Below are 24,353 nucleotides of genomic sequence, written 5' to 3' on the forward strand. Positions count from 1 at the left end.
TTTAATTTTCAATGCCTAAATACACTTTAAATTTAGTTTTTTCTTGTGTTATTTCAAGCTGATATTTTCCTGAATAGAGAATATCCAGTCGTTTCTGAACGTTCTGTAAGCCAATTCCTCCTGCCCTGTTTCTTTTTTCAACTCTATTTTTAGGAATACTGTTCTCAATCGAAAATTCAGTTTTTGTATTTGAAATTTTTAAATCAATAAAAATAAAAGGATTCTCGGGGTCGTTACGGCTCCCGTGCTTAAAACTATTCTCAACAAAGGTAAAGAGCATCATTGGCGCTATTTTCTTTTCACTGGCTTCGCCTGAAATATTAAACTGAAAATTCAATCTGTTTCCATATCTCATTTTCTCCAGATCAATATAGTTTTTTATGAGATTCACCTCCTTCTGCAGGCTGATTTCTATTTCATTACATTCATATAAAACAGAACGGAGTAATGCTGAAATTTTTGCAATTCCCTCCGATGTTTTTGATGATTTCTCAAGTGAAAGGGCATACAAATTATTCATTGTATTAAACAGAAAATGAGGGTGCAACTGTGCTTTCAATAAATTAAGTTCAGTTTGCAAAGTACGTTTTTCCATTTCCAGTTTTTCTTTTTGCTGCTCAATCCACTTTTTCACAATTTTTATGGCAAAAGCGATGCCTATCATAAAATTGGTTTCCAATAAAAGATACAGGAAAGTAATCCCAAAAATACTATCAACTGTTAAGGGCAAAGAATTTAGTTTCCGAAGAAAGATACGTTCACCTAGAGTCACCAAAAACAATAGAAGAATTAATAAAAAAACAGATAAAACAAGTTTTCTCTTTTTTAGATAAAAAGGTAAAATACCATAAATAGTTCCGTAAGTAGCTATCATTACAAAAGGCAACATACAAAGCGATTCAAGAAAATACCATTTGTAATCGTTGCCGTATTTACCATAAATCATTCCAAAAAAAAAGACATAAAAAAGCCAGAAAAATACATGGGGGAAAAACCGCTTGTGAATTGCTTTGTCAATAATCTTAAAACTCACCCGATAGATTTTTCTTTAAATATAGTCTATAAATCATCTCCGGGAAAACGGAATATGCAAAAAAAATAAATCAAACACCTGAAAAACAAGGTTTTTGGCAGACTAAATTAAGTCGTTGGCAGATATTTTATTGTTGTTAATTGAAAAACCCTGCATGAATTAAAATGCAGGGTTTGAATTGAAATTCAAAAATTCACGGCTCCTCATACCGTGTTGTTTTGTTCTCTTTCGCAAAGGGAATGAAAAAGCTCCTGTCCTCTGACAGGAGCTTGTATTTTTCATATCTCTATGAAAAAAATTGCGCTGTTTTAGTATCTATCTAATTCTTAAAATGAAGCCTGATATTCATCGTTGATAAGGTTTGGAAAGTAGCAGGCAATCAATCCTAAAAGTTCGTCTTCGGTTTTTGGATTCTGGCAAATTACACGTTGAGCGTAATAACTCACTTTATTTAGTTTTTCGTTATTTGAAGCAGTTGGTAAAGTCTGGAACTTTTTGTCTATTTTTTTTACTCCAAATACATGTTTGTTACACTCGTACATTACTTCAAATTCATCAGAACGAACAACAAAACTGGTACAATCTTTTTCCTTTAAAACTCCAATCCGAACACTGCCGTTTACGTCGTCGTACATTAAATCATAGGTTTTTACCACTTTGTTATCTATTACCATTGGAGCGTCGGAATTTACAATGGTATATTTTCCAAATTCGGTTAGTGAATTTCCTGATAATGCTTTTCCGTCTCTGATTTTTGCATTGGCACCCAGGCTTAGAAGTGCAACACAAACGATTAAAAATAATACTCTTGCTTTCATCTTTTTTAATTTAATTGTTTTACTATCTCAAATTTACGTAAGCCCCTGGTCAATAAATTCTTATTTCAATTAATGACCTTCCAATAACGACAAAAATGTCTTTTAACTCTATCAACTGTATTTCGTGTCGTTTGCAGACCCAAAAGCGCTGTACACAGGCGATTTTTTGTTTTCACTGATAAAAAGGTGCATTTTACAGCTTAATGAATTGTTCTTAGAAATAAATCTCCCAAACAGATTATGTAATTGAAATTTGTATTTATGCAGACTACACAAAAGAACAAGAAAGAAATGGGTAGCTTATGTCACTTTTGATTTTCCTTACACAGAAACAATAAAAAATGAAAGCGGAAACATTATTTACAAGTATCGACAATGCAAGGGAGATTCTTACTATCGAAATCCCTGACAAAAATTTTGAAGAAATATTAGCAAAACATGAAAACATATGGAACGAACTTCCGGGAAAAAAGAAATGAAACGCGGCATACTCAATTTTCTAATAAAATGATCAGCTGAAGTATCTCAATGATGCACAAGCTATTTCTATCGGGAAATCTATAGAATTATGAATGAAAATTAGCTATAATTAGGTATTTCAAATGAGGTAGAATTGCGATAAGTTTGAATTTATCATATAATATTAATACCCAATCGTATGAAACCTGTAAAAAACTTTGTTTTAATTGGCCTTACACTATTTATTGTAACTGGCTGTGATGAACTAATAAAAAAAAATGTTGATGTTCCAATTACTTTTGAAGTTTTTCAAGAGATAGATAAACAAGAAACGAATGAGCAAAATCCCACTTTTAGTTTTGAGGGATATTTCGATATTCTATCGCATCCTGATGTTGCCAATGCAATAGGAACACCCGATAAAATAAAAAAGATAAAAATCACTAAAATACAATACGAGTTCCGAAATTTTGAGGGAGATGTAGATGCGGTGATTAACGGAAAAATTTATTTACCGGAAGAGAAATCAGTTTCAGATCCGAGTCCTGAATACTATACATATTCAATACCACCTGTAAAGGTTGCAGAATCTGTCTTACTTAAAGAACTATATACACTCGACGGATATTTCAACAAGGTAAATGATTATCTTACAGAAACTACTGTTTTTGAATACTCTTTTCATGGTTACTCATCTCATTATCCGGTCAATTTTTATATGGTTTTGCATGTTTCTGCCACAGTTTCTGTTGAAGCCAGTATTGACTATAAGGGAAACTACAATTAAACTGAATAAAATTCAAAATGCAGCTTATTTATTTACTTTGATGAATGTAACCCACATTCTTTTCCTGAATTTTGTTCCCACCACCACCGACCTGCACGGAAATCTTCACCAGGCCTGATAGCACGGGTACAGGGAGCGCAGCCAATACTTACAAATCCTTTATCGTGTAAAACATTGTATGGTACGTGATTTTTGTATACATATACCTTCACATCTTCCAAACTCCATTCCAACAGTGGGTTGTATTTGATAATCTGGTTGCCCTCATCCCACTCAAATTCCCTCATATCACTGCGGTTATCCGACTGTGAAGCACGCAGACCCGTAATCCAGATTTCATTACCGTTTAAAGCGCGTTTTAATGGAATCACCTTCCGGATAAAACAACACTCTTTCCTGTTTTCCAACGATTCGTAAAAACTAAAGGGTCCCTTCTTTTCCAAAAGTTCCTCCACCTTCTCAGCGGGTGGGAAATATGCCTTAATTGGCTTTTTGTATTTTTCTACTGTACTGCGATAAACTTTGTATGTTTCTTCAAACAAACGCCCGGTATCAAGCGTAATTACCTTAATCGGAAAATTATGCGCGAAAATATAATCAGTTATCACCTGATCTTCGTAACCAAAACTGGTTGTAAAAACTATTTTCTCCGTATATGTTTCAGCCAGATATCTCATTTTTTCAATCACCGACATCTGATGCAATTCTGTATTTAAAAACTCTGCTTTATCTAAACCGTTCATAATTTTATCTTTAAGTTTACCAGACTATTCAACATATAAAACCAGCCCTTTTAAATATTCGCTTTCCGGATGATAAATATTTACCGGATGATCAACGGGTTGAGTGAGCTGATGTAAAATGCGCACTTTTCGCCCCGAAATGGCTGCTGCCGAAAAAACAGCTTCTCTAAACCTATCTTTCGAAACCACCTGCGAACATGAAAATGTAAATAAAATGCCTCCGCTCCTGATTTGTTCAAAAGCACGTGTATTTATTCTTTTGTATCCCTGAAGTGCCTGGTGTAACGAATTCCTATGTTTCGCAAATGCGGGTGGATCAAGAATAATTAAATCATATTTGTTTTGAATATCTTTTAAGTATTCAAAAGCATCAGCGGCAAAAGCATCATGACGTGAATCTTTTGGAAAATTTAATTCCACATTCTCTTTCGTCAGGTCGATTGCCTTGGCTGAAGCATCAACCGAATGAACCAGTTTTGCCCCTCCTTTCATGGCATAAAATGAAAAACCACCGGTATAACAAAACATATTTAAAACCTCACGACCTTCTGCATATTTCTGAACCAACAGCCGATTCTCCCGTTGATCAATAAAAAATCCTGTTTTTTGCCCGGTTTCCCAGTCAACTTTAAATTTCAGCCCGTATTCCAGAACTTCCGTTTCGTTGCTTTCGCCAAAGAAAAAACCATCCTCAGGTTCTATTTCAGCTTTAAATGGCAATGTTTTGGCGCTCTTATTATAAACTGCTTTTAAATGGTCACCCAAAACATCCTTCATTACCTTAACCAACTCTTCACGAATAAAATACATTCCTATAGAATGCATTTGCATCACAGCTGTTCCATTGTAATAGTCAACTATTAATCCGGGCATTCCATCTCCTTCAGCATGTATCAGACGAAAAACATTGGTTTCGGAGTGCTCAACAAACCCCATTTTTTTTCTGAGTTCCCAGGCACTTTCTATTTTACTTTTCCAAAAATCGTAATTGGGTTCTATTTCGGTGAACGAAATAATCCGAACAGCAATGGATCCAATCTGGTAATGTCCAATTCCCAAAAACTCATCTTTGTTGGAATAAACAGACACCAAATCGCCTTCATTCAAATTTCCATAGGTTTTTTTTATGGCTCCCGAAAATACCCAGGGGTGAAAACGCTTTAATGATTGATCTTTTCCTGATTTCAGGACAATTCTCGTCTTTTCCGCCATACAATTAATTGTTTGAAAAATTCTCAAATATCTCCAAAGCCGTCCAGGCATCGGTTGCAGCATAAATCTCCTGCGCTTCGGTTAAAACGTCAGCTTCCCAATTTGAAAGCTGTTGTGATTTTGAAATTCGAAATCCCAGAGCAATGGCAGCCAGTTTTTTGAGACTAAAATTCTGAATTCCCAATTCTTTGGCATAATCCTGTAATTCGATAAACCCACCAGGTTTAAAATAAGAAAGACTTTGCAGCCCTTTTATATCGTCGCGAATAGCAACGCCTGGTTTTATAATACCCGGATTTGCAAGAATATCAATGATTTCTTTGGGTAATCCTATTTTATTTAAACGAAAAAGGAAAGCTTGTTTTTTTGTAGAGAGTTGAAGAAGAGCAACTTTATTCACCACACCTTTTTTAAATGACGGCCTTGTTTCGGTATCAAAACCGATAACCGATTGCCCGGCTAAAACAGTTGCGGCATAATTTATTTTTTCTACATCGTCAACCAGAAAAATATTACCTTCAAACCATTTTAAAGGCAAATCCGTCATTTCTTCTTTTGAAATACTTTCTTTAAACATATTATTCATCCTCGTCGGTTCCGGTTCCCCAAAATTCGTCAAGCCATTTCGGATTGCCGCTTCCCGGTTTTATTTTTTCTTTATCATCTGCCTCGTCAAAATCAACTTCTCCGTAAACCAGCTGATGAACCGCACGCAAAACATTCACAAGATTTTGTCCCCAATATTCCTCGAAACTATAACTACACTGAAATAATGCATCATTCATCACCTCGTCATTTCCCATGCTGTAAGCCATCAGAAAATCTTTTAACGATTGATAAATATCCATTAAATTTTCAGCAATGCTGGCAGTCATTGTTTCCTGTCCGAATTGTATTGAAGGATCAAAAACTTCATAAAAACTATCGTGCTCGCCCAATGCCTGTAGCCATTTCTGGTGAAGGACATTATAATCCAACTCGCTTACATATTTCTCCAATTCATCATCCTGCACACGTTCTGTTTTGGGGAGCATAGTAGTTTTCAGATATAAAAGTGGTAATATTTTCTGAACTTTCTGTAGATTCTCCATCACCGGAAACCTGTTAACCGCCTCAATCGCTTTGCAAAATTCATTTGCAACGGTAACAAATTCAATCACAGCTTTTGAATAAACCAATTCGTGTATTTTATCCTCCATTTTTTTTATCTCGAAAACCGATGCAAAAATATAAAAAAGATTTTATGAATATACCACAAAGAAAACAGCTGTATAAATACCTACATAACACTTTAATTTTCAATCCATTCAATTTTATTATCAACTCTAAAAACAATTTTATTGTTATCAAGAAGCCACTTTACCGTTTGGCGCATTTTTTCCTGATTGCCGGTAAGTTGCAATAACAAATTCTCATAAGAACAGGGTTCTTTTATTATTTTTTTTATCTTTTTTGAAATCTCTTCAAATTCGATATTACTTATTTCAAGCATTTCAACCGATTTGCAAACATCGCAATGTCCGCATCGAATAGAATCCTTTTCCCCAAAGTATTCTAGCAAAAGCTGACTGCGGCATTTTGTTTTGCTGCTTGCGTAATGAATTACAGCGTTTACCCGGTTTAGAAAATCCTTTTTACGTAAATCGTAATTTTCTTTCGAAACCTTCAGGCGCTCAAGCTTTATTCGTTCCCGGTTAAAATAAATAAACGGCGTTTGGCTTCTGGGAATGTAATCGATTATTTTTGATTTCCGCAAGTGTTTAAGATAATTGTATACCTTTTCGCGGTCAAGTTCTGCGCGTTTGGCAAGAAGTTCTTCGTCGATGGCAACGTATCCTGAAAACAGCCCTGTGTACGACCGAAGGATTAGTTTTATAAACCCATCAAAACCCGCATTCGCTACCTGGAATTTATACAAATCATCGCGTGAAACCATAAAATAAACCCGCGAGGGATTATCTACTTCTTCTGTATACTCAAGATAGCCCTCACGTTGTAAAATCCTGAGGCTGTTGTACACCATAGCCTGCTGATATTTGAAGGCCTGCGCAAAACTTTGAAGACTAAATTCAAACACCTGAGATTTTCCGTAACCTTCGGCAATTTGAAGAAAGTTACAGAGCGACTGGTAAATCTTTTTTATATTTTCAATTTCCGGGAAAGCAACTGTAACGTGTTTTTTTAGTTTGGTTGTATCCGCGTTATTAAATAACAAAACTGCAGCTGCCTTTTTCCCATCGCGGCCTGCCCTTCCTGCTTCCTGGTAATATGCTTCCAGCGAATCCGGTGCATCCCAATGAATTACAAAACGTACATTTGCCTTATCGATACCCATTCCAAATGCATTGGTTGCCACAATTACCCTTGTTTTTCCCTCAATCCATAAATCCTGTTTATAACTTCTCACCTGGTTACTCAATCCGGCGTGATAAAAATCAGCTGAAATCTTATGCTTTCTAAGTTCATCCGAGATTTCGCGCGTAGCTTTTCTGCTACGTACATAAATGACGCCCGATCCCGAAACTTTCCGCAAAGTATCCAATAGGTAACCAGCCTTATTCTCCACACTCCTAACAAGATAATTCAGATTCTCGCGGCGAAACGACATTTGTAAAAGATTCTTCTTTTTAAACCCAAGCTTTTCTTGAATATCTTCCGCAACTTTAGGGGTGGCTGTAGCTGTTAAAGCCAAAAATTTAACATCGGGTAAAACTTCACGTAATTTTATTATTTGCAGGTAGCTTGGACGGAAATCGTATCCCCACTGTGAAATGCAATGTGCTTCATCAATGGTGACTAAATTAACATCCATCTGTTTCAGTCGTTCCAAAAAACGTTCTGAACTCAGCCTCTCAGGCGATACATATAAAAACTTATAATCGCCCCAAACAGCATTATCGAGAGATATCTTAATTTCAAGCGACGACATTCCGCTATGAATTGCGAGTGCTTTTATTCCCCGGCGGTTCAGATTTTCTACCTGATCCTTCATTAGAGCAATCAGTGGTGTAACAACAAGACAGATTCCTTTTGTTGAAAGTGAAAATATCTGAAAGGTAATGGACTTTCCCCCACCTGTTGGCATTAAACCAAGTGTATCTTTGCCATCGGCAACTGATTCAATAATCTCAAGCTGCAACGGACGAAACCGCGAATACCCCCAATGTCGTAATAATATCTGCCTGAAATCTTCCATTAATACAAATTAAGAAATGATTTTAAGGTTTAACAATTTTTATTGTTCAAAATGGTCTCAACAAAAAAAATATTCCTTAGTAGTACGCTATTTTTTTGTAGTTTTGCGCATTATTTAAATCATAAAAAAACAGTTGCACATGTCGTTTCTGTCGGAAAAAGTTGTTTTTGAAGGATTAACATTTGACGATGTCTTGTTACTGCCTTCGTATTCAGAAGTATTGCCACGCGAAGTAGATCTGTCTTCCAAGTTCACAAGGTCAATAACCATTAATACTCCTATTGTTACAGCAGCAATGGATACGGTTACCGAAAATAAAATGGCGATTGCCATTGCACGTGAAGGTGGAATTGGTGTCATCCATAAAAATATGGGGATTGAAGAGCAAGCTCACCAGGTTACAACAGTAAAACGTGCCGAAAACGGGATGATTTATGATCCGATTACCATAACACCGGAAAAGAAAGTAAGCGATGCGCTTGACTTTATGGCAAAATATAAAATTGGAGGAATCCCGGTAGTCGATAACAACGGCTATCTGGTTGGTATTGTCACCAACCGCGATTTGCGCTTTGAAAAAAATATGAACCGAAAAATTTCTGAAGTGATGACCAAAGAAAACCTGGTCTCCACAAGTGTATCAACCGACCTTGAAAAAGCGGCTGAAATTCTTCAGAAATATAAAATTGAAAAGTTGCCGGTAGTCGACAAAAACAATAAACTAATCGGACTGGTAACCTATAAAGATATCACCAAAGCAAAAGATAAGCCACTGGCGTGTAAAGACGAAAAAGGTCGTTTGCGTGTCGCCGCCGGAATTGGAATTGCAGCAGATACGATAGAACGTGTGGATGAGTTGGTAAAAGCGCAGGTTGATGCATTGGTTATCGATACAGCACACGGCCACTCTATAGCAGTAATCGAAATGCTGAAAAGAATAAAAGCAAAATATCCTGAAAAAGATGTGGTTGCCGGAAATATAGGAACTGCTGAGGCTGCAGTTGCCCTGGTTAATGCGGGTGCCGATGCAGTAAAAGTCGGTATTGGACCTGGCTCTATTTGCACAACAAGGGTGATTGCAGGTGTGGGAATCCCCCAGCTTTCTGCTATTTACAGTGTCGCAAAAGCAATAAAAGGTTCAGGAGTCCCGATTATTGGCGATGGTGGCATTCGCTATTCCGGCGACATTGTGAAAGGTTTAGCGGCAGGCGCGAATTCAATAATGGCAGGCGGACTGTTTGCCGGAGTTGAGGAATCGCCCGGTGAAACGATTTTATACCAGGGGAGAAAATTCAAATCGTACCGTGGAATGGGATCAATTGAAGCCATGCAAAAAGGTTCAAAAGATCGCTACTTTCAGGATGTTGAAGAAGACATAAAAAAACTTGTTCCCGAAGGAATTGCTGCGCGTGTCCCATACAAGGGGTCACTTTATGAGGTGCTATACCAACTCATTGGGGGTTTGCGTGCAGGTATGGGATATTGCGGTGCTAACAACATCGAAAAATTACAAGATGCCAAATTTACGCGTATTTCGGCAGCCGGTGTACAGGAAAGCCACCCGCACGACGTAAGTATAACAAGGGAAGCACCAAACTATAGTAGCCGCCAATAGATTTACTGATTGGGTGTGGTTAACATTTTTTAGAAAATTAAAACATACGATTTAGCCTGAAATGTTGTTTTAACAACTAAATAGTTTGAAATGGTTAAAACATTAAGTTCATTATTCTTTTTATGTTTTTCGTTTATTGTGGTTTGGGGACAAAAAAGCGAAACCCTTCTTACCATTGATACAACAAAGATAAGTCTTGATGAATTTGAACGTATTTATAAAAAAAACAACAGCAATTTACAAAACGATAATGATAAAAAGTCTCCCAAAGAGTATTTGGAGCTTTTTATCAATTTTAAATTAAAAGTTATTGAGGCACAAAGCCTGAAAATGGATACCAGTGCTTCCTTTATAAATGAGCTTTCCAGTTACAGGAAAGAACTTGCAGCACCCTATTTAACCGATATTAATTTTGAACAGGAATTGGACAGAAAAATGTATGACCGCATGTTGCAGGAAGTGAATGCGAGCCATATACTTTTTATGTTAGACAAAAATGCCTCTCCTGAAAAAGAAAAAGAAGTATTACAAAAGGCACTAAAAGTACGACAGGAAATTCTTGACGGAAAAGATTTTAATGAAGCTTCTGTTGAATATTCAGAAGATCCGTCGGCAAAAACAAATAAGGGAAATCTGGGGTATTTTTCTGCTTTTACAATGGTAGCACCTTTTGAAGATGCCGCATATACCACTCCGGTTGGCCAGGTATCAAAACCTGTTCGTAGTTCTTTTGGTTATCACCTAATAAAAGTTCACGAAAAGAGAAAAAACAGGGGGGAAATAAAGGTTGCCCATATTATGAAAATGTTCCCTCGGTCGGGACTAACTGAATCGGTAAAAAAACATTTAAAATCTGAAATAGATTCCATTTATAATCTTCTTGAAAACGGAGCTCAATTTTCAGAGCTTGCGAAAAAGCTTTCCGACGATAAACGCTCCGGTCAACAAGAAGGCGAAATGCCATGGTTTTCGGCTGGAAGAATGCTCCCGGCTTTTTCAGATCCCGCTTTTGCAATACAGAATATTGGCGACTATACCAAACCGGTTGAAACTCCTTACGGGTTTCATATCATAAAAAAACTGGATGAAAAGCCAATTGGTTCATTTGAAGAACTTCAACCTGAAATTGAGGCACGTATAAAAAAAGATCCTCTTCGGAGCACCTCCAGTAAAAAAGCCTTTATCGAAAAGCTAAAAAAAGATTACGGGTATCAGGAAAATTTTGGCCCAATTGGCTCATTAAAAACAGGAACCAAACCGGAAAATACATCCATGGTTTTGTTTACCATCGATGACCGCGAGTTTACTTTTAAATCATTCTTCGATTATCTGGAAGAGAGGAATATTAAAAACAGCAAATATGGTGATTATCTGGAAGAATGGACCGAGTATGAAATTACCAAACTGGAAGATTCAAGACTGGAAGAAAAATACCCTGAATTCAGGTATTTAATGAAAGAATATCACGATGGTATTTTACTTTTTAATATTTCGGAAAAAAAAATATGGAATTTTGCTGCAAAAGATACCACGGGACTAGAGAAATTTTACAGCGACAATCCCAAAAAATACTCTTGGGAGGAACGTTTTAAGGGCTATATTATCCAATGTAACGACCAGGCCACAAGGGAAGAAGCTGAAAAATATTTTGCTGCCGGAATGTCGGACGAAGAAATTTCCGATATGATAAGTGCAGAGGGGAAAAAAATTACAATAACCAAAGGTGCCTGGGAAAAAGGAAACAATCCGGTGGTAGATTATTACGTATGGAATGGCATTGAACCAGAAGACTTTAGTACAGAAACAACTTTCATACGTGGAGACAAAATTCCACCCGAGCCTAAAAAACTTGATGAAGCCAGAGGGTTATATATTTCAGATTATCAGCATTATCTGGAAGAAGAGTGGATAAAGAGTCTAAAAAGGAAGTATAAAATAAAAGTAAACAAAAAACTATTGAAAAAAATACAAGGTGTTTGATTTTATTAAAAAATATGGGCTTGTAATACTTGTCGGCTTATTCATTTTCAGTTGTAATGAGAAGGCTGACAAAGGGAAAAAAGTCATTGCCGAAGTAGGTGATAAAAAACTTTATCAAAGTGATATCGCGTCAGTTGTTCCCGGCGGGATTGAAAAAGAGGATAGTACTGTGATTGCTGACGATTATGTCCGAAAATGGGTAAAAAAAGAACTGTTGATTCAAAAAGCAGAAGAAAACCTGAGCCAGGAACAAAAGAATCTGAACCGCGAAATTGAAGATTACCGAAACTCACTGATAATATACAAATACAAAAATGAGTTGATAAAACAGCGGATGGACACCCTGGTTACTGATATGCAGATTGAGGAATACTACCAAAACCATCAGGAAAATTTCAATCTCAGCCAAAATATTGTAAAAGCTATTTTTATCAAAGTTCCTGCAGAGTTTGCAAATCCGGATCAAATAAAACTACTCTGCAGCAATACTGCGGTTGAAGGATTGAATGAACTTAGAGAATACTGTTTGCAGTATGCCAAGGGGTTTGATATTTTTACAGATAACTGGGTTGATTTTGAAGCAGTATTGAAGAATATCCCTCATGATATTGCTGAACCAGGAGAATTTCTAAAACGAAACACCTTATTTGAATTGACAGATGCGGATTATTATTATCTTGTCAGCATTCTGGATTATAAACTGAGAAATGAAATAGCACCTGTTGATTTTGTATATGAAAATATAAGAAACCTGATTTTGAACCGCAGAAAGATTGATTTTCTGAAACAAATGGAAGAAAACGTGTATACAGAAGGAATACGTAATAATAAATTTAAAATATATAAGGAAAACAGATGAAACTAAAGAATATGACAAAATTTTGGATTGTCCTGATGATCATGGGGGTAACAACCTCAGCATTAGCACAGGATAAAATAGTTGACCAAATAGTTGCAATCGTTGGTGGAAATATAATTTTGAAGTCAGACGTCGAATATATGACCATCCAGCAACAAGCTTCCGGTATAACATCAGAAGGAGACATGAAATGTGAAATTTTAGAAAATCTGCTCATCGATAAATTATTGGTTGCAGAGGCTGAACTCGATACTTTGATTGAAGTAACCCCCAGTCAGGTGAACCAGCAAATGGATGCGCAAATCCAGATGTATATCTCACGTATAGGTTCGGAAAAAGCAGTGGAGGAGCATTTTCAAAAACCCATTGCAATCATCAAGTCTGATATGCAGGAAGGAATCCGTAATCAGTTATTGAGTTCACAGATGCAAAACAAAATTGTTCAGGATGTAACTGTTACACCCTCCGAAGTAAGATATAATTACAGAAATTTGAAACAGGATGAAATTCCATCCATTCCAACAAAATATGAATATGCTCAAATTACCTTAAAACCTCAGATTTCAGTTGAAGAAGAGAACCGGGTAAAAGCACAGCTTAGGGATTATAAAAGAAGAATTGAGGAAGGAACCAGTTTCACGATGCTGGCAGCAATGTACTCTGAAGAACCCGGAGCCAGCAGAAGCGGTGGGGAAATCCCCTATTACGGACGTGGTGAACTTGATCCTTCATATGCAGCGGCTGCATTTAATTTAAAACAAGACAGGGTTTCAAACGTCGTGGAAAGTGAGTTTGGATACCACATTATCCAGCTTATCGATAAGCGTGGAGAAAAAGTAAAAACACGGCATATTCTAATGAAACCAAAACCGTCGGTTGAAGCTAAGGAACTAGCTTATGAAAGATTAGACAGTTTGGCAAATATTCTCAGAAGAGGAGAAATTCCTTTTGATGAAGCCGCAATGATGTTTTCCAACGATAAAAATACCCGCAACAGCGGAGGGGTAGCCATAAACCCAAATACAATGTCATCGAAATTTTCGGTTGAAGAATTAGATAGTGACGTAAGTAAGTTGTTAACAACCATGAATATTAATGAAATTTCAAAACCTTTTGAAACAATAGATCCGGACACTCAACAACCTATCTATAAAATAATCAAATTACTGGATAAAGTTGAAGAACACAAAGCAAATATTCAGGACGACTACAAACAACTGGCCGACATGTATTTAGCAAAAAAGAAAGAAGGGGTTCTTCAGGAATGGATCTCCGAACGTCAGTCGGAAACTTATATCCGGATTGACGATACTTATGCCAACTGTAATTTTAAATTCAATAACTGGATAAAATAATTTATAAAAAGCCGCAAAACAATCTGAAAAAAGAAAACGGATGGATTTTAAAAACGATGTTCAAGCATTGGATGCACTCCAGAAAAAATTTGAAGAACTTAAAACAGAAATATCACGTGTTATATATGGTCAGGATGAAGTAGTAACCCAGGTTTTAGTTACTCTTTTTAGCCGCGGGCATGTATTGCTGATTGGTGTTCCGGGACTGGCAAAAACACTGCTTGTGACCAGTATTGCAAAAATTCTTGGACTAAAATATAACCGCATCCAGTTTACTCCCGATTTAATGCCATCTGACATTATCGGAACTGAAATTCTTGACAAGGAACGCCAGTTTAAATTTATTCAGGGGCCGCTTTTTGCCAATATTATTTTGGCTGACGAAATAAACCGGACTCCTCCCAAAACACAGTCGGCTCTTTTGGAAGCTATGCAGGAAAGGGCAGTTACTGCCGCTGGGCAAAGATTTGAACTGGAAAAACCCTTCTTCGTTTTGGCTACTCAAAACCCGATTGAGCAGGAAGGAACATACCCACTTCCGGAAGCTCAACTCGACAGGTTTATGTTTTCTGTGTGGCTTGATTATCCCAAATTTGATGATGAAATTACAATCGTAAAAAATACTACTTCAAATTTGAATGTCGAATTAAAACCGGTGATCTCAGGTAACGAAATAATTTATTTCCAGGAATTGATACGTAAAGTTCCGATTAACGACAACGTCTTAAAATACGCTGTCAACCTGGCTGCCAAAACAAGACCAGGAAATGATTTGTCGGCCACTGTTTCAAACCAATATTTGAAATGGGGGGCTGGCCCCCGTGCTTCGCAATATTTGGTGCTTGGCGCAAAAACAAATGCGGCTTTACATGGAAAATATTCCCCCGATATTGAAGATGTAAAAGCTGTTGCACCTTCAATTTTGCGGCATAGGATTATTAAAAATTACAAAGCTGAAGCTGAAAACATTTCCGTTGAGGAAATCATTTCGAAATTGTTTTAATGTATCTGCAAACTTTAGCATTGAATTGAAATACACTATTTTAAAATATAAACTGATTGCTTTTTTTTTACTCTTGATTTTTACTGCAAATGCACAGGAAAAGAAAGAAATCCAGATTTTAAATACTGAATATGGAGAATCAGTTGAAAACAATAAGAATGCACAGCGTTTGGTCGGAAACGTAAAAATTCAACACAAAGATATTTTTATGTGGTGCGATACTGCCTATACTTATTCCGGGACAAACCGGGTTGATGCATTTGGCCATGTTCACATTAATCAGGGCGACACTTTACACCTCTATGCCAGGAAAATATTTTACGACGGCGACATCAGTTTTGCTCAAGCGGTTGATTCGGTAAAATTTGTGAACAAAACAACAACTTTATATTCCGATACGCTTGATTATGATTTGGAAACCAACATTGGCTATTACGACGATTACGGAAAAATTATTGACAGCACAAATGTTTTAACCAGTCTGATAGGAAAATATTTTGTTGACGAAGATATTGTTCATTTTTATAAGGATGTAGAAGGATACAGCGACGATTATACGCTGGCCGGCGATACCTTGTATTATAATACAGTTAACGGCCGAATTACCATAGTAGGGCCGACAACTATTCGTGATTCGGCAAATACCTTATATGCAGAAGGGGGCTGGTATGATACAAATACAGGCGAAGCAGAACTGCAGAAGAATCCGATAGTCTCGAATCAGAAACAGATGTTAAAAGCAGATTACATTGAATACAACGACGAAAATGGTGATGGGAAGGCAAAAGGAACTGTTCAAATTGAAGATTTTGAAAACCAAATTATTGTGACAGGTTTAAAAGCGGATTACAACGAAACAATTGAAATTGCAACCGTTACCGACTCGGCAGTTTTTATGATGTATTCCGACAATGATACTTTATTTATGCATGCCGATACATTAAGAACAATTCCGGATACAATTGAAGGAGAAAAAATTGTCAAGGCATTTTACGGTGTTCGTTTTTACAGAACAGATATACAGGGAATTTGTGACTCTCTTGTTTATTACAGCAGAGACTCACTGGTACAAATGCACAACAATCCGGTAATCTGGTCAGAAATTCATCAGTTAAGTGCAGACATGATTGAAATGCAACAAAAGCAGGATGCACCCGATGAATTGCATCTTACAAATAACAGTTTTATTATCTCAAAGCAGGATTCCAATCGGTTTGATCAGATCAAAGGTAAAAATATGACGGGTTTTGTTATTAACAAAGAACTGAATAACATTATTGTGGATGGGAATGGGCAAACCCTCTACTATGCAAGAGAAAAGGAAGAAGAAATAATTGGATTAAACCGGGCAGAAAGCAGTAATATTGCGATTAAGTTCAGAGAAGGGGAGATTTTTAAAATAATTTTCCTTAAACAACCAGAGGGCCAATTAAAACCTACGGATCAACTGAGTGAAGAAGAAAGACGTCTGAGCGGATTTGACTGGAAAATAAATTTGCGTCCACTTAACCGGTACGATATTTTCCAACGTGAGATTCCCAAAAATGAAGAGGAGACAAAAAACCTTGCTGAAGAAGAAAGTCAAAGCCCTAACTGACCTCCGGGATTCATAATATTATTCGGGTCAAAATGTTTTTTTAAAGCACGTAAAACATTCATTTGGTTTTTGCCAAGATGCTTTTCCATTAAAAATCCGGTCATCTTCCCCACACCATGATGATGTGACAAAGTTCCGCCACTTTTTACAATGGTTTTGATAATTCCTTTTTGAAAATCGTTATATGCCTTTAAATCATTTTCCTTCAAAATAAAAATAAAATACAGGTTGGTTCCCTGCGGATAAAAGTGTGATGCATGTGACAAACAGATTGTTTTTGGCCGCGCTTTGATAAATTGCCTCACTTTTTGGTGCACATCAAACAAGTTATCCCATTTCACACTGGTTTCCAGCGTATCAATCAGAATACCATAATCCATTAAATCTTCTTTCAAGTATGGATCTTTATAACGCCCGGGCTCCCATTTTTTTGCCGGAAATGAAGTCAGGTACATTCCACCGCTTTTGCGTGCGATTTTTTTAACCTGTCGTTTTACATTTTTTGTAAAACTTCGGGAGCCATCAGAAGTGGCAATAAACAGACATCTTTCTTTGGCTTTAAACCCTCGAAACGACATCAGTTTGTCGAAAACGGTTCCCTCAATTCCATACAATTTCAACCCGTGATGTGTCTCTTCAGCGTCGGAAATTCGAAAAACAGCCGGCATTCCAAATTCACCCTGACTAATTTCACGACTGGCCTCCACAGCCGATTTCCAATTTTTAAAAATAAAACCAAAATATTTTCGGTTTTCAGGCATGTATCTAAGAATTTTCCAGGTAACTTCAACCACTACTCCAAAAATTCCTTCGCTTCCTTTTATCAAATCTAAAATTTTAGGTCCGGTTGCAGTAGCCGGAAAATCAAGTGTTTTTATTGTTCCTGCAGGCGTAACCATTTCAATGGCTAAAACCAAATCAGCAGCATCTCCATAATACGATGATTGCTGACCGCTGCCCAGGGTGACGATCCAACCACCTACACTCGAATATTCAAAAGACTGAGGAAAGTGCCCACAGGTAAAATTATTTTTTGTTTGAAATTTCTCTTTTGAGTTGTTAAGTGCATTTTCAAGTTGTGGCCCCAAAATTCCGGCTTCAACCCGAACCGTTTGGTTGGTTTCATTCAGTTCAATAATTTTGTTCATGTGTGTAGACAAAACCAAAGTTACCCCTCCAATCGCGGGATACAAACCAAAATTTACGGACGAACCACCGCCATAAACAATTATCGGAATTTTCTCATTATTACAATATTTAATAATTTTCTCAACCTCACTTTTATCTCGCGGATGGACAACCAAATCACAAATCTTCTCCACTATTTTTCGGCGCAGTTTCATGTGCTCTACCAATGTTTGCCCGGTTGAATATTTTAATCTTTCATATTCATCTGCCGAAACATTCGCTTTTCCGGAAATATTTTGAAAAATACCGACCTGTTCAGCTGAAAGTTGTAATGGAATTTTAAAATCAACAATTTCATCTCCCGTGCTTTCCTTTTTTGTAAAATCAATATCTGATAACCCAAAGGTATTTTTCAACTCTTCAACCAGCCTTTTGTTGGGATGTTTAAATCCTTCCGGGTCGCCGTATTTAAAGATCGAACGAAACGAATTTGCCTTAGGAGCAGTATTTCTCCATTTGGGTTGAAATGTATTTTTATTTGTCATTTTTTAATTTTCAGGAATTTTAAAAATCTCTTCAACTTCCTTTAATTCGGTTTCTTTTCTTTTTTCATCCCAGTTCAACAACGTAGCAGCAATATTTAGAACTTTCGCCAGTGTTTCTTCTCCCGGATGACCAAGCGTTCCGATTCCGGTTCTTCTGAATAAAATATCACTCAATTTTATTGACATCTCATTTTGAATGGCGTAAACAACCTGAGCTTCAATTTCGCCATCAGCATTTAACCTTGCGGAAAGTCCTTTTTCTTTCGCCAAAAGCAAGAGGGAATCAATCTCGGTTCCATACATCTTGCAGAGAAAATCAATTTGTTCTCCTTCAAATTCAGGATTCTCTTCTGTTTTCTCATCAGCAAAACGTTGAAAATTTTCAATATCACTTCCTCTTAAAAATTTTGAAGTTGAAATTGACACAATAGGTTTCTTTCCTTCCTTTTTAAAAAGATAGTTAACTACATTTTCCGCCAGGCTGCGGCTCGTGGTATATTTTCCCCCTTCAACGGTAATAACACCGGGGATTCCGTCTTTTTCGTGATCAACAATTTCATATTTCCGCGATGATTCGTATACATCTTTTGTTTGATCTTCTACAAGCGGTCGTAACCCCCCGTATACAAACTGAACATCGGAATATTGTAATTTTTCTTTCTCTCCAAACACTTGATTTACCTCTTCAAGAAAATCGTTGACGGTACTTTTTGCTACTTTATATTCATCGGGTTTTCCAATAAATTCCTTGTCGGTTGTACCTATTAATGTGCGATTTCGCCAGGGAACAATAAAACAATGACGCCCGTTACGGGTAGTTGCAGTTACGATATAATTGTTCACCAGTTTTTTGGTTATAAAATGAATTCCCTCGGAACGACGCAACACTTTTATTGAGTCCTTTTGTAAAGCTTTATTTACAATAACATCTGCCCACGGCCCGGAACAGTTGATCACATACCTTCCTAAAACATTATATTCATTGTTTGCAACTTTGTCGAAAACTTTACATCCATAAACCTTTTTTTTATGTGACTTCTTTTCGAACAGGAAATCTTTCACTTCCGCATAATTTAGCACTTTTGCTCCTGCTTCAACCGCCGATTTAATAAATGCAAGTGTTAATCTTTCCGGGCTAAAGCTGATACAGTCGTAATATATTTGTGAGTATGATAATCCATCAGAGATTAAACCGGGTTCCAGATTCAAAGCATTGTTTCTCGATATTGTTTTGTGCTTTGGCATTCTTTTACTTTTATCGCGCAACCAATTTTTATCAAACGAAAGTAAATCGTACAGGATCATTGCTGCTTTCAGCATCCATCCCGGAGTTTTGCCATTTTTATACCCCGTTAAAAGATAGGGTGCAGGATGTACAAAATTTGGTGCAATATTGGTTAAAATCCTTCTCTCACGAAGTGATTCCCGAACCAGCTTCAATTCCATTTTTGCCAGATAACGTAGTCCGCCGTGGATCATTTTGGAAGTCGCCGCTGATGTTGCTCCACCAAAATCATCTTTCTCAAATAATGCCACCGAAAAACCCCTGGTTACAGCTTCATAGGCAATTGCGGCGCCCGTGATTCCGCCTCCAATAATCAAAACATCAAAATGATTGTCTTTTATAAAACTTGTTGTTCTTTTCACAGACTATTGTTTGCCTAAATTTAGTTTTTATTCAAATGATAAAAAACTATTCGCCATAATGATTGTTAAATAGACAAATGAAATTAAAAACGATAAAATAGCAGAGTATCTCATCTTATTTTTAAAGTTTCATAAATAAAATCGTTTATTTGTTTTCATTTTAAAAAAATATTTTCATATTTGCAGCAAATCGTAAGCAAAACGAATGAAAAACACGATTAACATATCAATTCTTAGCCTAATTCTAGGTATTATTCTTCTAATTAAGAAGAAATGAGAATGGTGTGTTATTAAAAGATATTTGGAAAAAGTGAAGCCATTCTCATCATAAGAGGGTGGCTTTTTTCATGTGAAGCATTTGACAGAGAAATTAAAGAAAAATAAATTTCAAATAATAAATTACAGATTACCATGAGTGACAGACTTTACATTTTCGACACAACTTTGAGGGACGGAGAACAGGTTCCGGGTTGCCAGTTGAACACAGTGGAAAAGATTGAAGTCGCCAAAGCATTGCAGGAGTTGGGAGTCGACATTATTGAAGCAGGATTCCCCATCTCAAGCCCTGGTGATTTCGAATCGGTAGTTGAGATTTCAAAAGCGGTTACATGGCCAACAATTTGTGCCCTGACCCGCGCAGTAAAAAAAGATATTGATGTTGCTGCTGAATCACTAAAATACGCAAAAAAAGGACGTATTCACACAGGGATTGGAACATCAGATTTTCACATCTACCACAAACTAAACTCGAATCCGGAACAAATAATTGAACGGGGAGTTGAAGCTGTAAAATATGCAAAAAAGTTCGTTGAAGATGTTGAGTTTTATGCTGAAGATGCAGGCCGAACAGAAAACGAATACCTGGCCCGTGTTATTGAAGCAGTAATTAATGCGGGTGCTACCGTAGTAAATATCCCTGACACAACAGGATATACACTTCCGCACGAATTTGGCGCTAAAATCAAATATTTAATGGAACATGTTTCCAATATCCATAAGGCAACCATTTCAACACACTGCCACAACGATTTGGGTATGGCAACAGCAAACACGGTTTCCGGTATTTTAAACGGGGCCCGACAGGCTGAGGTAACCATTAACGGAATTGGTGAGCGCGCCGGAAATACGTCTCTGGAAGAAGTTGTAATGACTTTAAAAACGCATTACAAAAGTTTGCAGATTGAAACCGGCGTAAATACGCAAAAAATATATGGAACCAGTCGTCTTGTTTCAACCTTAATGAACATGCCGGTTCAGCCCAACAAGGCGGTAGTCGGAAGAAATGCATTCGCACATTCATCAGGAATTCATCAGGATGGTGTTTTGAAAAATCGCGAAAACTATGAAATTATGGATCCTGCGGAAGTAGGAATCAACGAATCGTCGATTTTACTTACTGCACGAAGCGGACGCGCTGCATTAAAACACCGGCTTGAAATTCTTGGTTTTGAACTGACAAAAGAAAAACTGGATGAAGTTTACGAAGAATTTTTAAAACTGGCGGACAAGAAAAAAGACATCCGTGACGATGATATTGCATTACTGGTAGGTGATGCAACCCGTCAGGAGCGCAGAATAAAACTGGACTTTTTACAGGTTGTTACCGGCAAAAATATGATGCCGATGGCGACCGTTCGGTTGGACATTGCAGGTGAAAAATTTGATGCGACTTCGGCAGGAAACGGTCCCGTTGACGCTGCCATCAAAGCGGTAAAACAAATCATTCACCGGCAGGTGGTTATCGAAGAATTTTTGGTACAGGCAATTACACGGGGAAGTGACGATATTGGCAAGGTACACATGCAGGTAGAATACGAAGAAGGGATTTTCCACGGTTTTGGTGCCAATACCGACATAATTACAGCTGCAGTGGAAGCATTCCTCGACGCCATTAATAAAATTCCGGTGGGACAGCCCGCAACGGTTTAAATTGAAAGTAAAACATAATTAGATATTTCGCTAAAATAAAAAATGGAAGCAAAAACATTATTTGATAAAATCTGGGACGCCCACGCAGTAAAACAAATTAAAGACGGTCCCAGTGTTCTGTACATCGACCGTCATTTGATTCATGAAGTAACCAGTCCGGTAGCATTTCTGGGACTTAAAAAACGCGGATTAAAAGTTTTCCGTCCCGATAAAACGACAGCAACACCAGACCATAACGTTCCTACTGAAAATCAGCATCTTTCCATTATTGATGAACTTTCACGGCACCAGGTGGAAATGTTGAAGAAAAACTGTGCTGAACATGGAATTGTATATCACGATTTACAGTCAGAAGGGCATGGAATTGTCCATATTATAGGGCCTGAACTAGGTCTTACACAGCCAGGGATGACCATCGTTTGTGGCGACAGCCACACTTCAACTCACGGCGCTTTTGGTGCCATAGCATTTGGAATTGGAACAAGCGAAGTTGAAATGGTTTTGGCCAGCCAATGTATTATGCAGCCCAAACCGAAAAAAATGCGAATTACGGTAAACGGCGTTCTAAATGAAGGGGTAACAGCAAAAGATATAGCGCTTTACATCATATCACAAATCTCAACCAGCGGTGGAACAGGCCATTTTATTGAATATGCAGGTACAGCTATTGCCAGTTTGAGTATGGAAGGCAGGATGACGCTTTGTAACCTTAGTATAGAAAGTGGTGCCCGCGGGGGAATGATTGCTCCTGACGATATTACCATAAACTATGTAAAAGGTAGGAAATATGCGCCAGAAGGAGAAGACTGGAATAAAGCGGTAGAGGCCTGGAAAGAATTAAAATCTGACGAAGGTGCTGTTTTCGACACCGAATATACTTTTGATGCTGCGGAAATTGAACCCATGATTACATACGGAACCAACCCGGGAATGGGAATCGGGATTTCAAAAACAATTCCTACAACAGATGGTATGACCGGAAGTGACAAAGCCACTTTTGAAAAATCGTTGCAATACATGGGATATAAAGCAGGTGAGTCCATGAAAGGAAAAACAGTTGATTACGTTTTCCTGGGCAGTTGCACCAATGGAAGAATCGAAGATTTCAGGGCATTTACCGAATTTGTAAAAAACAGGAAAAAAGCACCAAATGTAATAGCCTGGCTGGTTCCGGGCTCTAAACATGTTGAATATCAGATTCGTGAAGAAGGCTTGGTTCAGATTCTGGAAGCAGCTGGTTTTGAATTGCGTCAGCCGGGATGTTCAGCATGTCTGGCAATGAACGACGACAAAATTCCGGAAGGCAAATATGCGGTTTCTTCTTCGAACCGAAATTTTGAAGGTCGCCAGGGACCGGGGGCCCGAACCCTGCTTGCAAGTCCGCTTACTGTTGCAGCTGCAGCATTAACCGGGAAAGTTACCGATCCCAGAGAATTAATGTAAGATTGAATATTGATTATTGATTAATTATGGATAGATATGAATTAAAGAATAGAACTAAAATTTTTGTACATCAATGTGTAAAAATTGCTTCTTCTCTCCCAAAAACAAAATTGGGATCTCATATTAAAGGTAAGTTAATCAGGTGCGCCACATCGGTTGCTGTAAACTACAGAGCAGTCCTTTTAGCGCAATCTGATGCTGCTTTTGCAGCAAAATTATCAATAGTCATTAAGAAGTAGACGAATGTGATTTTTGGATTGAATTTGCATCGGATGAAGAAATTGTATCATTAGAAGTAGTCGCTTCTTTTATAAAAGAAGCTAAAGAACTAACCGCAATTTTCATCGCCAGCAGAAAAAAAATTCAGTCTAAAAAAAATAGAAAATAATCAACAATAAATAATCAATAAAATGGCATACGACAAATTTTCAATTATAACATCACCTGCGGTTCCGCTTCCCATTGAAAATGTGGACACCGACCAGATTATTCCCGCACGATTCTTAAAAGCCGTAGAACGCAAAGGTTTTGGTGATAATCTTTTCCGCGACTGGCGTTACAATAAAGACGGAAGTCCGAAAGCTGATTTCCCTTTAAATGACCCAAATTTCTCCGGTAAAATTTTAGTTGGAGGAAAAAACTTTGGAAGTGGCTCAAGCCGCGAACATGCAGCATGGGCAATATACGATTATGGCTTCCGTGTTGTGGTTTCCAGCTTTTTTGCTGATATCTTTAAAGGAAATGCATTGAACAACGGCTTGTTACCAGTTGTTGTTTCTCCTGGGTTCCTTCAAAAAATATTCGACGCTACAGAAAATGATCCGAATACAACTTTTGAAGTGAATCTGGAAAAACAGACTTTTACGATTTCTGCTACAGGTGAATCAACAGATTTTGAAATCAATCCGTACAAAAAACATTGTTTACAAAACGGACTTGATGACATCGACTACCTTGTGGAAATGAAAGATGAAATAGAAGCATTTGAAGCAGAAAGGTAAGCT

The 24,353-nt window shown here is 37.4% G+C and carries 21 protein-coding genes; 12 read left to right on the top strand and 9 right to left on the bottom strand.

Annotation, left to right across the window (positions count from 1 at the left end):
• Nucleotide 1 precedes the first annotated feature (1 nt).
• Entirely contained in the window at nt 2-1,033 is a 1,032-nt protein-coding gene (locus K5G00_RS30040) for a sensor histidine kinase (RefSeq protein ID WP_238766346.1), read from the bottom strand.
• A gap of 326 nt (nt 1,034-1,359) precedes the next feature.
• On the bottom strand, nt 1,360-1,851 hold the full coding sequence (locus tag K5G00_RS11700) for a hypothetical protein (RefSeq protein ID WP_158871067.1): 492 nt from the start codon (nt 1,849-1,851) through the stop codon (nt 1,360-1,362).
• Nucleotides 1,852-2,192: 341 nt separating this feature from the next.
• Between K5G00_RS11700 and K5G00_RS11705 the strand changes: the two genes are divergently transcribed.
• A complete protein-coding gene (locus K5G00_RS11705) occupies nt 2,193-2,330 on the top strand; it encodes a glycoside hydrolase family 92 protein (protein WP_238766347.1) in 138 nt (45 codons plus the stop codon).
• A 179-nt stretch (nt 2,331-2,509) separates the two neighbouring features.
• On the top strand, nt 2,510-3,097 hold the full coding sequence (locus K5G00_RS11710) for a hypothetical protein (protein ID WP_238766348.1): 588 nt from the start codon (nt 2,510-2,512) through the stop codon (nt 3,095-3,097).
• 32 nt (nt 3,098-3,129) lie between these two features.
• On the opposite strand, the gene K5G00_RS11715 is transcribed toward K5G00_RS11710, so the two are convergent.
• The 5 genes from K5G00_RS11715 to K5G00_RS11735 form a co-directional block, all read right to left on the bottom strand.
• Nucleotides 3,130-3,840 carry a phosphoadenylyl-sulfate reductase gene (locus tag K5G00_RS11715; RefSeq protein ID WP_238766349.1) on the bottom strand — a complete coding sequence of 237 codons (711 nt, stop codon included), beginning with the start codon at nt 3,838-3,840 and terminating at the stop codon, nt 3,130-3,132.
• 24 nt (nt 3,841-3,864) lie between these two features.
• The gene (locus K5G00_RS11720; protein ID WP_238766350.1) at nt 3,865-5,052 is read right to left on the bottom strand and encodes a class I SAM-dependent rRNA methyltransferase; all 1,188 of its coding nucleotides are present in this window, start codon (nt 5,050-5,052) and stop codon (nt 3,865-3,867) included.
• 4 nt (nt 5,053-5,056) lie between these two features.
• Nucleotides 5,057-5,638: a 3'-5' exonuclease gene (locus K5G00_RS11725; protein ID WP_238766351.1), complete on the bottom strand. Its 582-nt coding sequence runs from the start codon at nt 5,636-5,638 to the stop codon at nt 5,057-5,059.
• Nucleotides 5,631-6,251, bottom strand: a complete 621-nt coding sequence (locus K5G00_RS11730; RefSeq protein ID WP_238766352.1) for a DUF5063 domain-containing protein — start codon at nt 6,249-6,251, stop codon at nt 5,631-5,633. Before K5G00_RS11730 ends, K5G00_RS11725 begins: the two co-directional genes overlap by 8 nt.
• Before the next feature lie 92 nt (nt 6,252-6,343).
• On the bottom strand, nt 6,344-8,248 hold the full coding sequence (locus K5G00_RS11735) for a RecQ family ATP-dependent DNA helicase (protein WP_238766353.1): 1,905 nt from the start codon (nt 8,246-8,248) through the stop codon (nt 6,344-6,346).
• Between the two features lie 139 nt (nt 8,249-8,387).
• Here K5G00_RS11735 and guaB point away from each other — a divergent pair, with 139 nt between their 5' ends.
• The 6 genes from guaB (at nt 8,388) to K5G00_RS11765 (ending at nt 16,657) form a co-directional block, all read left to right on the top strand.
• Nucleotides 8,388-9,863 carry an IMP dehydrogenase gene (guaB, locus tag K5G00_RS11740; protein WP_238766354.1) on the top strand — a complete coding sequence of 492 codons (1,476 nt, stop codon included), beginning with the start codon at nt 8,388-8,390 and terminating at the stop codon, nt 9,861-9,863.
• A gap of 90 nt (nt 9,864-9,953) precedes the next feature.
• Nucleotides 9,954-11,843: a peptidylprolyl isomerase gene (locus K5G00_RS11745; protein ID WP_238766355.1), complete on the top strand. Its 1,890-nt coding sequence runs from the start codon at nt 9,954-9,956 to the stop codon at nt 11,841-11,843.
• The gene (locus K5G00_RS11750; RefSeq protein ID WP_238766356.1) at nt 11,836-12,702 is read left to right on the top strand and encodes a hypothetical protein; all 867 of its coding nucleotides are present in this window, start codon (nt 11,836-11,838) and stop codon (nt 12,700-12,702) included. Before K5G00_RS11745 ends, K5G00_RS11750 begins: the two co-directional genes overlap by 8 nt.
• Nucleotides 12,703-12,713: 11 nt before the next feature.
• The gene (locus tag K5G00_RS11755; protein WP_238766357.1) at nt 12,714-14,057 is read left to right on the top strand and encodes a peptidylprolyl isomerase; all 1,344 of its coding nucleotides are present in this window, start codon (nt 12,714-12,716) and stop codon (nt 14,055-14,057) included.
• 40 nt (nt 14,058-14,097) lie between these two features.
• Entirely contained in the window at nt 14,098-15,060 is a 963-nt protein-coding gene (locus tag K5G00_RS11760; protein ID WP_238766358.1) for an AAA family ATPase, read from the top strand.
• Nucleotides 15,032-16,657, top strand: a complete 1,626-nt coding sequence (locus tag K5G00_RS11765; protein ID WP_238766359.1) for an OstA-like protein — start codon at nt 15,032-15,034, stop codon at nt 16,655-16,657. Before K5G00_RS11760 ends, K5G00_RS11765 begins: the two co-directional genes overlap by 29 nt.
• Here K5G00_RS11765 and K5G00_RS11770 read toward each other — a convergent pair.
• Complete coding sequence (locus K5G00_RS11770) at nt 16,642-18,330, bottom strand: FAD-binding oxidoreductase (RefSeq protein ID WP_238766360.1); 1,689 nt, start codon at nt 18,328-18,330, stop codon at nt 16,642-16,644. The genes K5G00_RS11765 and K5G00_RS11770 overlap by 16 nt on opposite strands.
• A gap of 3 nt (nt 18,331-18,333) precedes the next feature.
• Nucleotides 18,334-19,977 carry a glycerol-3-phosphate dehydrogenase/oxidase gene (locus tag K5G00_RS11775; RefSeq protein ID WP_238766361.1) on the bottom strand — a complete coding sequence of 548 codons (1,644 nt, stop codon included), beginning with the start codon at nt 19,975-19,977 and terminating at the stop codon, nt 18,334-18,336.
• A gap of 411 nt (nt 19,978-20,388) precedes the next feature.
• Between K5G00_RS11775 and K5G00_RS11780 the strand changes: the two genes are divergently transcribed.
• From K5G00_RS11780 to leuD, 4 genes are all read left to right on the top strand, one after another.
• On the top strand, nt 20,389-21,906 hold the full coding sequence (locus tag K5G00_RS11780; RefSeq protein WP_238766362.1) for a 2-isopropylmalate synthase: 1,518 nt from the start codon (nt 20,389-20,391) through the stop codon (nt 21,904-21,906).
• Between the two features lie 42 nt (nt 21,907-21,948).
• Nucleotides 21,949-23,349, top strand: a complete 1,401-nt coding sequence (gene leuC / locus K5G00_RS11785) for a 3-isopropylmalate dehydratase large subunit (RefSeq protein WP_238766363.1) — start codon at nt 21,949-21,951, stop codon at nt 23,347-23,349.
• A 26-nt stretch (nt 23,350-23,375) separates the two neighbouring features.
• The gene (locus K5G00_RS30175; protein ID WP_394800861.1) at nt 23,376-23,588 is read left to right on the top strand and encodes a four helix bundle protein; all 213 of its coding nucleotides are present in this window, start codon (nt 23,376-23,378) and stop codon (nt 23,586-23,588) included.
• A 171-nt stretch (nt 23,589-23,759) separates the two neighbouring features.
• Nucleotides 23,760-24,350, top strand: coding sequence for a 3-isopropylmalate dehydratase small subunit (gene leuD, locus K5G00_RS11790; protein WP_238766364.1), 591 nt, complete (start codon nt 23,760-23,762; stop codon nt 24,348-24,350).
• Nucleotides 24,351-24,353 lie beyond the last annotated feature (3 nt).

The sequence above is a fragment of the Maribellus maritimus genome, assembly GCF_022267315.1.
GTDB classification, from domain to species: domain Bacteria; phylum Bacteroidota; class Bacteroidia; order Bacteroidales; family Prolixibacteraceae; genus Draconibacterium; species Draconibacterium maritimum.